We start from the raw sequence: 14,592 nt of genomic DNA on the forward strand, positions 1-14,592 counted from the left end.
GAAAGCTCCAAAATATTGGAGACCCTCACACACCGTCTTACAATGAACAGTCATTTTTGCAAGGACCCTAAGGGGTTCTGGTCACGCCGTGCTTTGGGTACATCCAGCAGACGAAATGGGGCGAGAAAGCATATGCTCTCCCGCCCCCTTTTTTCATCTACTTTGCGGACGGCTATTGCGTAACCGTCGCCGTATTGCCCACACCGGTCTGGGTCACACCTGAGAAGTTTCCGTCGCTTACCTGAGTGACGGTCGCGATGTTGCTCGCGCCGCTCTGCGCAATCACGCTGGTGTTGAGATCACCGGTTTGGAACAACTCTGCAAATTGGCTGTCGCCGCTTTGCGTGAGCTCGGATGAGCCATTGAGGCCATCTTGGTTGATGTCGGCAGAGCTGTTGAGGCTACCCGCAGCCTGTGTGACTATCGAAGTGTTCCCATCGCCGATCTGGTCCACAAAGATACGGTTATCAGTGCCGTCCTGGTTGACCGTGCTGATGCCGCCATTGCTGAGCTGCGAGACAATCGCGCCATTGCGAACTCCGGCTTGCGTGCCGGTGGACGTGTTGTCATCGCCGGTTTGCGTCACGGTAAACTCATTTGTTCCGTCAGCGTTAAAGCCTTGGAATTCATCAGTCCCGCTTTGCGTCAGGTTCGATGTGTTGCGATTGCCGGTTTGGGTGACAAAGTTGGCGGGTGCCGAGCCCGCTCTGAACCCATTGTTGATGTGCACACCGGTTTGCGTGATGTTCGAGATATTGTCGTCCCCGGTCTGCACCACCTGAGCAATGTTTGATTGGCCGCTCTGATTGACCGTCGAGGCGTTGCGATCACCGTCTTGGTCGATGAAAGCTAGCGCGTTATTGCCGGGTTGCGACACAAGCGAGCTGTTGCCGATGCCAGATTGATCAACATCCGCCTCAGGTGCGCCTTCGAAACCAAAAATGCCATCAACTCCGCCAAACGATCCGTCAAAGCCGAGGTCACCGCCGCTTTGATCAATGGTCGAGACATTGTCTGCGCCGGATTGGTCAACGATGGCAGTGCCTAGGAATGGCGCATTGTCGACAAAACCAGCACTGGACTGCGTCACAAACGAGGTTTGGTTGTCGCCTGACTGGTTGATCGTCGCAAAGTTTAGCTCACCGGTCTGGATCACTGTAGACGAGCTATTGTCCGACTGCTGGCTGACGGTTGCAAGGCCTTGCGTGCCGTTCTGGACAATCTCCGAGCTGTTGCCATCGCCTTGCTGGTCGAGGGTTGCCTCGCCATCGGTGCCGTTTTGGAAAATGGCCGATGTGTTGCCCACGCCGGCGGTCAGGACTGTTGCCGTATTGTCGGCGTTGTTCTGAACAATGGTTGACGAGTTTTCATCACCAACCTGCGTCAGCGTCGCGCTTTGCCCAGTGCCCGTTTGCGCAATCGTGCTGGTATCAGTTGCGCCAGAGACATCGAAGTCGAAGCCTTCCTGGCTGACAACAGCAATATTGCCCGTGCCGCCTTGATTTACGGTCGAGCTTGCACCTTCGCCGATTTGATCGACATCAGCGTTCTCGCCTGCGCCCGTTTGTGTGACAAACGAGGTGTTGCCATCCGCGCTTTGCAGCACGTCGGCGACGTTACCGTTTTGGAACTGCGTCACAGTGGAAGCGTTTTCGCTTCCTGATTGATTGACGCTCGCAAAGTTGAAGCTGGTCGCATCGCCTTGCTGGCTGATGATGGAGCTGTTCGCATCGCCGCTTTGATTGACGATTGCATCTTCTTCAAAGCCGGTTTGTACAGCGTTTGAGAAGTTGTCGTCACCTGTCTGGTCAAGGTCCACATTGCCGTCGGTGCCGTTTTGGGTGATGAAGCTGGTGTTTCCCGCTCCGCTCTGATCCACATCGGCAAAGTTGCTGTCACCGCTCTGCGTCACTTCGCTGCGCCCGTTGAGGCCGGCTTGCAAGACAACGGCCTGTTGATCGGTGCCGGATTGCGCAACGATTGAGGTGTCCTCATCGCCATTTTGAGTGACGGTCACATCGCTCAAGCTGTCAGCCTGAGTGACAGTCGATGAGTTTGCATCACCATCTTGGGATACGGTCGCGGTTACATCGGTGCCGCTTTGCGTGATGCCAGAGGAGTTGCCAACGCCGCCTGTGATAAGCGAGGCGGTGCTTATTGTGCCGCTTTGCGCGATGAAGGAGCTGTTGTTGTCGCCAACCTGATTGACGTCGGCCGAATTGTCATCGCCAGATTGCAGCACCGTGCTGCTGTTAGCCGCCAAACTGCCATCAAGGTCGAAGCCTTCTTGAGTGACTATCGCGGTGTTGTTCTCACCAGTCTGCTCGATGGACGAGCTATCAAACTCACCCACCTGAAGGATGGTTGCGGTGTTGTCGCCGGGCACATCGCCAAGATCGAACACCCCTTGCGTTGTTGTGCTGGAGTTGTTGTTGCCTGACTGCGTCAACGTGTGCGTGCTGTTCTCGCTGAGCTGGTTGACGCTACCAAAGTTGTCATCGCCGCTTTGAGTGATCGTGCTGGTGTTGAAGTCATCCGAAGGGCCGCTTTCATCAACCCCCTGATTAAGGACGAGCGCCGTGTTGCGGCTGCCATCTTGAAGGATGGTGCTCGTCTGGTTGTCCGAGACATTGCCCTGCGAAACGGTTGCTAAGTTGTCATCGCCGTTCTGAATGATCGTGCTGAAGCTGTCTTCGGATTGTTGTTCCGTGTTTGCAACGTTGCGGTCACCCGTTTGGGTGTGAGTAATCACCGAATCGTCATCGTCCTGGAACGTGGTCGATTGGTTGTCGTCGCCGCTTTGCGTAATGAGAGCTTGGCCCCGGTCGTCATTGTTGTCTTGATCAACGAAGCTCGTATTGCCCGTGCCGGACTGATTGACGTCCGCCAAGCTTTCCTCACCATCCTGAATGATGGTCGAGCTATTGTTCGCTGCGGTCTGAACAAGCAATGCGGTGTTGTCGTTTTGAGACTGTGAAATATCAGAGAAATTGTCGTCACCCGATTGCTGAACCGTAGCGGTCTGACGCTCTTCCTCTTGCGCTATGAAGGATTGGACATTCACCCCGGCGCTTTGCGTGACATTGGCGATGTTGTCTTCGCCGCTCTGATCGACGAGGCTCACTGCGTCTGTGGTCGCGGCTTCCTGAGTGACAACAACGCTGCCGTTGGTGCCCGATTGGTCAATGAATGAGCCGGTGCCCGAACCAAAACCAGAGCCGATACCGTCCTGCGTAACGGTGGCTGAGTTGCTGATGCCGCCGCCTGCGTTCACTTGCACAACTTCGGAGTTCATCCCATCGCTGAGCGCGCCCTGCGTCACGGTCAGCTGGTTGTCGCCGGTCTGCGTTGCTTCCGAAACGCCGCCTGAGCCTTCCTGCAAAATAGTCGCTTCATTGGCGATGCCATCGGTACCGGTGGCTGTGCCGTCCTGTGTAAGAACAGATTCATTGTCAGTGCCCGGCTGCGTTATCACCGCCTCGTTGCCTGACCCTGTTTGAGAAACTGTGCTTTGGTTTTGAGCCACGGCCGAAGCAGCCGTAGTCAAGGCGAGAATGCTCACACCGAGCATCGCAGTCTTTTTCATTGGGGTTACCCCTATGTGTGTAGACCCACGCCAAAATCTGGCGTCCTTGTGGCTTAAGTATTACCCCCTAGGAAGCGATTCGCAAGGGGAATCAGGCATCATCTTACGCGTTATTTAGGCAGTGCAAATTTGGTACTGGTTTTAGAGCTGGTGAGGCCAAATCACCTATCGGGAATTGGCGCCACCAGCACGTTGAACAGTCCGCACATCAGAACTTAAGCGATACGCCGACCTTGGCGCCAAAGCTCTCGTACTCGCTCGACAAATCGCCTTGCGCTTCCACGAAACCGGAGAGCGGCCCGCCATTGTCGATCGATACACCGGCCTGCACATTGGCGAAGGTCCCGATTGGGTTGTTCTGGAACTGGGCCAGCGCATTTCCAACCCGGAAGCTTACATCGGCCTCGCCGTCGAATTCATGCACTGCGTTTGCTTCGAGGTAATAGCCAATTGTGGCCTCGCCCGTGGTCGTTGCCGCGCCGCCAATACGAAGGCCTGCGTGTCCACGCGCGCCTTTGATATTGTCGAATGCAAAGACTTGGCCCTCAACCGCTAGGTCATCAAGATCGGTATTTTGCAGGTCAAATCCGGCGCGCGGTTCGACAAAGAAGGCATCGCTGCCAATGCGGAAACCTGCAATGGCGCTGACACCGTAAGCCGTGCCATCGAGCGATCCGCTAAAGCCATTGCCTGCAGGGTCGGTCAGATTGCCCGAAATGGTGTCCACCTTCGCCAGCACATCGGCAAAGAAGCCACCTGCTTCAAAACTTGCCGACACACCGATGTTCAGTACGTCAAAGTTCACACCCTGACCGCTTACATCCTGACGCGCGTTGGAGTTCAGATAACCACCTGTGATCCCGATGCTCAAAGCCTCGCTGAGTGCAAAGTCAGTCCCAACCTGAATGCCAAAGAAATCCTGCGAATAATCGAGCACTGCTGGCCCGTCGCGGGTAATTCCTGCGGTATCATTGAAGGTTTCATCGCGGCTTGCAGACTTGCCGTAAGCGACCGCCCATACTGGCGAGCTCTCACCTGAATTCGTCCGCGCGAAGCTTCGCGCATCGGCCCAGACATCGCTGCTTTGATACCAGAGCGCTTGTGCGCTCTCTACCAGTTTTGCCCCTTCAAACACGCGGTCATTAAAGCCCAGCTCAAAGAAGAAGCTGTTGTTTGCCGCATCGAACCCAAGCTCGGCATCGACAAACGCCGTGATCGCCTGATTGCCGCCGTCAAGGACAAAGGCCGTTGCCTCAGTGCCAGCGCCCGCCTGAACCAGAGTGAAGGGTTGATCGAAGACCATCCCCGCGCCCAGTCGGTTGAGCACGATGGTGGATGAGCCCGTGGCCGCACCGCCGATATTGAGTTGGTCGAGGAGGCCGTTTGCAAAGTTCACATCGAGGACGACTGTGCCGCCATCTCCGACAAAGTCGCCGGACGTGGTGAAAGTGTCGCCTGCACTCTCATTGGCCAACGACAAGAGGCCGCCGGACTGGAAGGTCTCCAAGCGGTCAAACTGAACAGCACCGACCGCCGACAATGTGCCGGTGTTGAGGAAGGTATCGCTGCCCTCTCCAAAATCGCTGGCCCCAAGGGCGTCGAAGGTGCCGGAGTTTGTGAAGCTGTCATCTGACCCGCCAAGCTGAACTGCGCTGGCGATTGTGCCTTCATTGGCAAGTGTGATGGGCCCAGTCGCATCGCTCAATGCGAACACCGCGAACTCGCCGCCGGTGAGAGCACCAGTGTTGGTGATAGCAACCGCGCCGCCCGCTGATGAGACCTCTACGCCGTTCACATCGCCCGAAGTTGCCGCATCAAGCGCAATGGAAATCGTACCATCGCCAGTCGTCGTGGCGGTTACGCCTGAGCCAGTACCAGTGATGTCACCATTGCCGGAAATCGCGATATTGCCGCCACCTGCATCGGCTCGAATGCCGCTGCCGCTAGAGCCTGTGATGCTCTCGATTGACGCGACGGTGATGTCACCGCCAGCAGAGCTCACACTGATCGCATCGCTTGCGCCTGTGACTGTGCCGGACGAGCCCTGGATAGTGATATCGCCTCCGGTTGAGCTTGCCTCGACACCAAAGCTTCCCGTGCCATTGACCACCGCCGTTGAGGAGAGCGTGATCGTCGTCGCGCCGCTCGTCGCCTGCGTATCGACACCAATCGCGCCGGTCACTTGATTGACGACTACATCAAGGGTTTCACCAGACTGCTGACCGGCTAAGATGCCAGCGGTGTTGCCGGTTACAGAGCCCGCGGTGCTATCAATTGAGAGCGCGCCGTTTGTGCTCGTCGCCGCAATGCCAGCGCTGGTCTCACCAGTCACATCGGCAGTGGTGATCTGCGCAACGCCTGAACCGCGATGAGTAACAAAGATGCCTTGGGCAGAGCCGGTGATAGCGCCCGCACTCGTATCAATCGCCAGATCGGTTGAGCTTGCTTGCGTCAAGACAGAGACAGCATCGCCGTCCTGTGCCACCACATCCCCCGTTGTGATCGTGCTGGACCCGGTTCCTTCATTGACCGCGCGGATCGCATCGGTCGCCCCTGTGATCGTGCCAGAGGTTGTATCAACGATAAGGTCGCTGCCCCCGCCAAAGGCGCGGATTGCTCGGTCGCTTGCGCTCGTCACATCGGCTGTTGTCACAGCAAGAATGCCAGAGCCATTGTTGCGTGCGCGCACACCATTGCGTCCGCCTTCGACCGTGCCTGCGGTGGTGTCGACGGTAAGGTCTGTGGCATTCGCGCCAAAGGTCTCAGCATCAATACCGTAAAGCATTGCGCCCGTCACATCAGCCGTAGTGATCGCGGCGCTGCCTGAGCCATTGTGGCGTAGATAGACGCCGTTCGCGCCGCCGCTGACCGTGCCTGCCACAGCATCAATAGCGACTTCGCCTGCCGCATTACCGGTGGTGGCTTCGATGCCGTTGAGGGTAGCGCCAGACACATCGCCGGTCACAAGATCAAGGGCACCTGTTCCAAGGCTCTCGACCGCAATCCCTCCGGTGACGCCGGAGACCGTGCCCGCTGTGGTATCAACGCTCACATCGCCGCCCGACGCGCTCGCCAGAATGCCAAGACCGCCAGAGCCGGTGACATCAGCGGTGGTGATGTTCACATCGCCGTCGCCAGAATTGACCGCGCTGATACCTACGGCCGCGTTCACGCCGTAGTTGACGGTGTTTATCGTGATGTCGCCGGTGTTTCCAAGTTCACCATTGACGCCGTAAGTCTCACCCGAGACATCGCCAGAGGTGCCGATGGTGATCGTGCCGCCATTGTCAGCATAGGCTGCAATGCCCACACCGCCGGTAGCCGTGATCCCGCCAATAAGCCCGACGTTATCAATCGTGATATTACCGCTGTCGGCATTAGCGAAGATGCCATTGCCGCCAAGCCCTGTGATGGTGCCGATATCGCTCACCGCAATATTGCCGCCGTTCGAGACAAGGTTCAGCGCATCACCTGCCTGGCCCGTCACACTGTCGAGGCCGCTGACGGTAATGTCCCCGCCTCCAGTGCTCAAAGCGATACCAGTCGTCGCGCCGACTACATTGCTTTCAACGCCAGCGCCTCCGGTGAGGATAATGTTGGCGCTGCCCTGTGTGGTTGAAGCAAGGATACCTTCCGCGCCTTGACCCGTGACATTGCCAACCGTGATGGTCAGATTACCCGAGCCACCATGGTTTGCATATATCCCTCGATTGGCGCCAACGGTCGCGCCGTCGCTGGTGTCGATGTCGAGCGCACCGGAGTCGGCACCCGTCACAAAGTCCACACCATCGCCGGTCAAACCCGTCACATTGGCGGTTGTGACACTCGCCGCGCCTCGGCCGTCATGGTTTGCTTCGATGCCCGAAGTGTCGCCGGTCACGGTGCCAGCGCTGCTGTCGATGGTCAGGTTACCCGTGGCTCCAAAGTTCGAGACAAAGATACCCGCGCCGCCTTCGCCTGAGCCATCGCCGGAAGTGACGTCGGCGGTGATGATGCTGGTATCTTCAAGACCCACGTTCACAACGCGAATACCATGGGAATAGGAATAAGGCCCGGCGACAACCGATCCCGCACTGGTATCGATTTCAACACCGCCGCCGCCTTCGCCGACCGCAACGTCAATGCCATATCCAGTCTCGCTCACGACATCGCCAGCCGTGATCGACACGCCTGCGCCACCATAAATGCTGGCTTGGATACCGTCTTGCTGGCCGCGAACGGCACCTGCTGATGTATCAATACTGACATCAGCGCTGCCGGACTGGACAAGGTTGATCGCGTCAGCGTTTAGACTTTCGACATCACCACTGGTGATCGAGACCTCGCCAGAGCCGAGGCTTCGAACAAGAATGCCAGCTCGCGATCCGGTCACACTGCCTGCACTGCTATCGATGGTAATCGACTCAGCGCCGCTCTGGTTTTCAGCCCGGATGCCATAGTCCGTTTGACCGGTAACATTGGCTGCAATGACTGAGATTGAACCAGAGATGCCGTTGCCCGTCGCCAGAATGCCGGACTCTTGGCCGGTCACGTCACCGGCGTTGCTGTCCACAGCGATGTTTTGCCCCGCTTGGGCCAACGCGTTGATCCCGGAACTATCCGTGCTGGTCACATCAGCGGTGGTTATGCTGAGATCGCCGCTGCCATTCTGGAAGCCGGAGACGCCATAGCCCTGACCCCGGACGGAACCGGCTGACGTATTGATGGTGAGGTTTCCGGAATCCTCTCCTCCAGAAACGCTAACACCGCTGCCGATCGCACCCAAGACATCGCCCGTCACAACCGTCGCGTCGCCGGTGCCGTCATTACGCGCCAAGATGCCATCTTCATCGGCAATCACAGCGCCCGCCGACGTATCAATCAAAAGGTCGGTGCCTTCATTGCGAGCGTTGATGGCGACGTTGGTGAGACCTGTGACATCGCCCGTAGTCACAGACAGCGCGCCTGATCCATAGTTGGTGGCGACGATCCCAGCAGCACCCATGACAGAGCCCGCGCTGGAATCTATGGTGAGGTCATTAGCTGTCGCTTCGTTCGTTGCAACAATACCCGTAGCGGACATCGAGGTGACATCTGCGGTTCTGACAATGGTCTCGCCCGTCCCTTCATTGACAGCCACCACACCGTCATCATCGCTGGTCACGGGGCCCAGAGTGGTGTCGATAATGATGTCCGTAGCGGAGGCGGAGTTTTGGGCTCTGATCCCGGCATCCCCGGACGTTATTCCGGCTGCAACGATATTGATGACACCGCTGCCATCATTGTTAGCTCTTATGCCTGCACTGGAGAGACCTTCAGTTGAGCTATTGATGAGGCCACCGCTTGCATCAATGAAGATGTCAGTCCCATCATTGATGGCTCTGATCCCGTCTACGCCCGCAACAATATCGCCAGTCGTTATGCGAATCGCGCCGCTTCCGTCGTTACGCGCGGAGACACCGGTGCCTCCAGCATCGATCGCCCCAACAGATGTATCGATGGTTATGTCCTGAGCGGTCTCTTCATTGACCGCAGTAAGGCCATTGAAAAATGTCGTAAGAATAGTACCGTTATCAAACTCCTGAGCGACCACCGCGCTTGACAGGTCACCGGTCGTGACAGTGGTGCTGCCAGTTCCCTCGTTAGTAGCAAAAATTGCGGCCCCCGCCGTTCCGGTGATTGCGCCAGCGCTGGTGTCGATTGTGAGGTCGCCGGTGCCCAGCCCGTTATTGGTAGCCGCAATGCCAGTGCCCGTTTCACTTACGACATCTGCGGTTGTGATCGAGAGGTCGCCAGTGCCAAAGTTCGCGGCATAGATGCCATTGCGACCACCTGTGACGGTGCCCTGAGCGGTGTCGATGGTGACGTCAACGCCAGCGCCTTCCTCACCACTGTCGTTAACATTGACGGCGTCGCCGTCCGTGGCTGACACATCAGCTGTAATGACCGAGATGTCTCCGGTACCATAATGATCGACCGAGATCCCCCGATAGCTCCCGCTCACAATCCCAGCCGAGCTGTCTATGGCTAGGTTGCCTGAATTCGCGTTGGAGTTGCTGTTTACGACAACGACACCGACGCTGCCGCCGCTAACATTGGCGGTCCGGATCATCGTATCACCCGTGCCATTGTTGGTGGCCCGGATGCCTTCGTTTTCACCCGCCACATCGCCGGAGGTACTGTCGATGGTAAGGTCGCCAGAGGTTGCCTGATTTGTGGCATTGATCCCTTGAGCGTAGCCAGGCGCAGGGCCATCAATGTCTCCACCCGATACATCGCCGGTGGTGATGATAGTGTTGCCACTGCCAGAATTCGTGACAACGATACCGGCTGAATTTCGCCCGCCAGCAGTGACCGAACCGGCGGTGGTGTTGACCGCTACATCGCTGCCTGAGTGGCTGACGCGGATCGCGGTGCCGCCTGTTTGAGAATAGACCTCGCCTGTGGTGATGGTGGTGATGCCAGTGCCAGTGTTGGTCGCCAAAATCCCTGTAGCATCATAGGCGTACACCCGGCCTGCCGTTGTATCGAGGACAAGGTTTTCACCTTCGTTCACCATTTCAATCGCAGCGCCGCCTTCGCCATAGGAACTGACATCGGCTGTGGTTATAGTGGTGCTGCCGGGGCCTTCATTGATTGCGCGGATGCCGGAAGTGGCACCGGTCACACTGCCGGCGCTGCTGTCGATGGTTAGATCACCAGTGCCCAGCCCAACGTTGGTCGCGTAGATCCCATCGCCAGCTTCACCATCGACATTGGCAGTTGTGATCGAAAGATCCCCGGTGTCGAAGTTAAATGCATCAATACCGTCCTGCGCGCCGATCACATCGCCAAGTGTGCTATCAATTGAGATGTCTGCGCCGTTGCCGAGCTCACCATCATCGCGCACGTTGATGCCGTCGGCGCCCAAACCTATGACATCAGCGGTCGTGATGGTCGCGTTCTGATCATCGCCATAATTGCGTGCGCGAATGCCGTTTTGAGCGCCCTCTACAGGGCCAGCGCTGGTGTCGAGGACAAGCTCTCCGCCAATGATATCGTTGATGATATCAACGCCATTGCCAGTTTGCCCGGTAACTGATGCTGTAACGATGGTGACCGAACCGGTGCCATTGTTGCGTGCGAAGATACCGTTGGTGCCGCCTGTGACATCTCCAGCGCTGCTATCGATTGAAAGATCGCCAGCGTCGATGCGGTTTTCAGCATTGATGCCATCGTCATCTACAGCCTCGACATCACCGGTCGTGATGGTCGTGTCGCCGGTGCCGCGATTGCTCGAATCAATTCCACTGCCACCTCCGGAAACGGTACCGGCGGTGCTGTTGATGATCAGATCAGTGCCATAGTGGCGCACAGAAATCCCGAAATCGGCGATGCCTGTAACATTGGCGCTTGTGATCGAGGTGATGCCCGAGCCAAAGTTATCAATTTCGAGCCCGAATTCTTCGGCCAGGACCGCGCCAGCGGTGGTATCAACTATAAAGTCGGTACCAGAATTGTTCCCTCCAACTCCAGCGCTATAGCCCGTAACATCTGCAGTCGTGATTGAAATCGCGCCTGAACCCGCATTGTTCACAAATATGCCGTTGTCCGAAGGGCCGTTACTCGTCACGGTCCCGAGGGTGGTGTCGATTGTGAGATTGCCCGTGCCACTGGCGTTAGAAGCATTGATACCTTCGCTTGAAAGCCCGGTGACATCGCCCGTAATGATCGTCAGATCGCCGGTATCGAAATTGCGGGCATGAATCCCTTTTTCGCCGCCCGTTACCGAACCGGCCGAGCTGTCGATGGTGATATCCGTGCCATCAAGGCCAGCGCCGTTTTCTCCGTCATCGTCGACATCGATCCCGTCGCGATTGGTGGCATAGACATCGCCGGTAATCACGGTGGTGGCTCCATAGCCAAAGTTATTGACGACGACCCCATATTGCGCGCCGCTGACCGCGCCGGCGCTGGTGTCGACCAGGATTGCGCTCACATTGGCATTGCCGCCAACCCGAACACCATCGCCATCCTGGCCAGTGACATTGCCTGTCACCACACTTACTATGCCGCTGCCCTGGTTGAGAGCGTCGATACCCTCATCCTGTCCTGCGACCGAGCCTGCGGAACTATCGATAGTTAGATCGCTCGCGCTACGGCCGTTTCGCACGTCGATCCCGACGCCGAGCTCGCCATACCCATCGACATCGGCGGTCGTGATCGAGGTGTTTCCCGTCCCCTGATTGGAGGCACTGATCCCGCCGAATCTTCCGACGACAGCGCCCGCGCTGGTGTCGATCGTCAGGTCGCCCGAGCCTGCCGAGTTCACGCCCTCGATGCCATATCCGCGACTGCTGTTCACCGCGCCTGTCGTGATAATCGTATCGCCGGTGCCGCGATTGCGCACTTCGATGCCGCCAGCCGCTCCATTCACTGCGCCCGCAGTTGTATCTACCGAGACGTTCCCACCATTTTGCGAGACATAGATCGCGTCGGTATCGTAAGAGGTGCTCACCACATCCGCTGTGGAGACGGAGATGTTCCCCGTTGCAGCGTAGTTTGCCACGATGATGCTGCCTTGTCCTCCATCAACGGTTCCAGCGGTGCTATCGACAGCGATATTGCCACCATCGCCGGTAGCACGGATGCCGGCAGAATATTGAGAGGTAACGTCGCCGGTGGTGATCGAAATGTCGCCATTGCCGTCATGGCTAACGTCAATGCCGTAATTGAAGGAGGCCACGGCGCCAGCGATCGTATCGACCACCACATCGCCGGCAGCAGCACCTTTGTCGACGTTGATCCCGTCGCCGCCTTCACCATCGACATCGCCGGTGATGATGGTGACATCACCCGCTCCCGACGTGCGGACATCGACACCGTTCTCGCCACCGATGACATCGCCAGCAGTGGTATCAAGCGCGACGCCTCCGCCTCGCGACGCGGTGTTGAGAATGGAGACTCCATCGCCGTTTACGCCGGTAACATTGCCAAGAACCGCATTGATCGCGCCGTCATCCTCGTTGTCGAGGCGGACGCCATCGGTGTCGCCAATGATCGTGCTGCTTGCGCCATCGGCCAGCGTAATCGTGATGCCCTCAGCGTTGATGATCTCGACGCCCCGCGTGCCTGTGCCAGTGGTATCGACATCAAAGCCGTCTTCGATCTCGCCTTCAACCAACGTCCGGTCGAGGCCTCCCAGCACCTGTGTAGTTGTCGCTGGATCACCATTATCCTCGCAGACAAACTCGCCGCCCTCGCCCTGAACGCATTCATCCTGTGCTTGCGCATGAACAGGCGCGAAAGCTGGCGTCATCGACACAAGCAGGGCTATGGGCGCCACCGACCAACGCAGCAGACGGCGAACTGTGCCGAGGGTCTGGAAGGCCAGCCCACCGCCTGCTGCGAGGCCAAGCCCTGCTCCATCAGTTTCGAGCCCAAGTTCAGGTGAGTAGCTTGCCGCCACCCCCTTGAACTTGGTGACCCGGCCACCGCGAAGCATGGCAGAACGGCTCCATCGCAAGAAATTGTCTGCCCCGCGCGTCTGCGCTGTGAGGGAAACAGATTGGGACTGCGATTGAATGTACTTAGCCATTTGAGCTCTCATCTAACTGTCTGTTTTATAGTGGTTTCGCTCGGCCCACCCCAGCAAGGGGAAGGAGGTACTGGGGCAGGCCAAGCGTTCATCCGCTAGGGGGTATCAAGCGGATTGATCGGGTTCGGGTTGGACGAAAGTGATCAGGGTCGAGGCGTCCACCGAGGTGGGCGAAACCGTCATCGGACAGCGGAAACCCTCGATCAGCTGGACATCGAACAGCTCGCCGATTTCGCCATCGATGCGCAGCCAGTCGACGCATGCGCCGGTCTCAGTGTCGATCACCTGTACGCCGCACCACGGCTCGCTGTCGGTGTCCTTGAGCCGCTGATCGAGGGCGAGCCCCTCAAAGCGTTTGTAGCGCGGGCGCGAGAGGCCAACGAAAGCGAACTTTCCATGAAACGAAAGGCCGCGCACAAAGCCGGGGCAAAAGGCGATGGGCTTGAACTTGCCCTTCTTTGTCGCCTTGTCCTTCGCGTTTCTACCCTTTGGAGCCTCTGGGAATTCGACAAAGCCAACCTCACCCGTGCCAGAATTGAGCAGCCATAGCTTGCCATCGTGCCAGCGTGGCGAATGCGGCATCGAAAGACCGTCGCACACGATGGTGTTTGCGGCGATGTCGATCACAACGCCGCCATCTGCACGCCGATCGCGCCAGCCGTCGATCGTGTCCGAACGCGAGACGGCCGTGGCATAAGCTGGCACCCCGTCTTTCATCGCCATGCCGTTTAAGTGGCAGCGGTCTTCATCAACAATGTCGCTGATAAAATCGGGCTTCCACACGAAGTCAAAAGAGTGGCGATTACTGGTGGTTGCTAGACAATTGTAGCGGGTGTTGACGAAGACAAGCTCGCCATCGGCTGCCTCACCGATGTCATGCGCATCCACTTGACCCGTGAGATGCGTTGTGCGCGGCATAAAGCACGCGTCATAGGTTTGATTGATCCGCTGATCGGGCTCCAGCACATTGGCAAAGCGGATGATCTGCGCGCCTGCTGCGAGGACTAAACCGCCCAGCGCATCGCGGCTTAGGCCCATCGGCTTTGGCATGCCCGATTGATGGAGTTGCGCTTTGCCTTGGGCATTGCTGCCCAGCATGTAGAGAAATCCAGACTGATAGGATGTGAAGGCCAGCGAGGCGTTCATTTCCGACAAGCGCCGGATAAGCCCGCCGGACATAGAGTATTCCGCGCGGCCTGTAGTAGCAGACGCTTGGCTCGCGGCCACTTTCTGTTGAGCGTTGGCCATTGCTTTGGTTGGCTGTGATGATTTGGATGCGCTCGAGGCAGCTGTTTCAGCGGCCTGCTGCGCGACGTCTTGCGCCGTTGGCATAGTGAAGACCCTCAATTTTGAGGATGCGTGGGTGCATCCCCTTCCAGACGATCTGAGTCTTGCCAAAGGAGCGTTTGAGCCAGCGTTGTAGGGTGCGTTGTAATTGCGCTGGAATTGC

3 protein-coding genes are annotated in these 14,592 nt (G+C 57.7%); all 3 read right to left on the reverse strand.

Annotation, left to right across the window (positions count from 1 at the left end; all coding sequences use genetic code 11):
- Positions 1 to 172: 172 nt before the first annotated feature.
- The 3 genes from AC0V6Q_RS07975 to AC0V6Q_RS07985 all read right to left on the reverse strand — a co-directional run bounded on the left by AC0V6Q_RS07975 (position 173) and on the right by AC0V6Q_RS07985 (position 14,474).
- Positions 173 to 3,586, reverse strand: coding sequence for a beta strand repeat-containing protein (locus tag AC0V6Q_RS07975; protein ID WP_486167862.1), 3,414 nt, complete (start codon positions 3,584 to 3,586; stop codon positions 173 to 175).
- A 208-nt stretch (positions 3,587 to 3,794) separates the two neighbouring features.
- The gene (locus AC0V6Q_RS07980; protein WP_486167863.1) at positions 3,795 to 13,142 is read right to left on the reverse strand and encodes a hypothetical protein; all 9,348 of its coding nucleotides are present in this window, start codon (positions 13,140 to 13,142) and stop codon (positions 3,795 to 3,797) included.
- Positions 13,143 to 13,247: 105 nt separating this feature from the next.
- Positions 13,248 to 14,474, reverse strand: coding sequence for a TIGR03032 family protein (locus AC0V6Q_RS07985; RefSeq protein ID WP_486167864.1), 1,227 nt, complete (start codon positions 14,472 to 14,474; stop codon positions 13,248 to 13,250).
- Positions 14,475 to 14,592: the final 118 nt, after the last annotated feature.

It is taken from the genome of Erythrobacter sp. S227 (genome assembly GCF_057364925.1).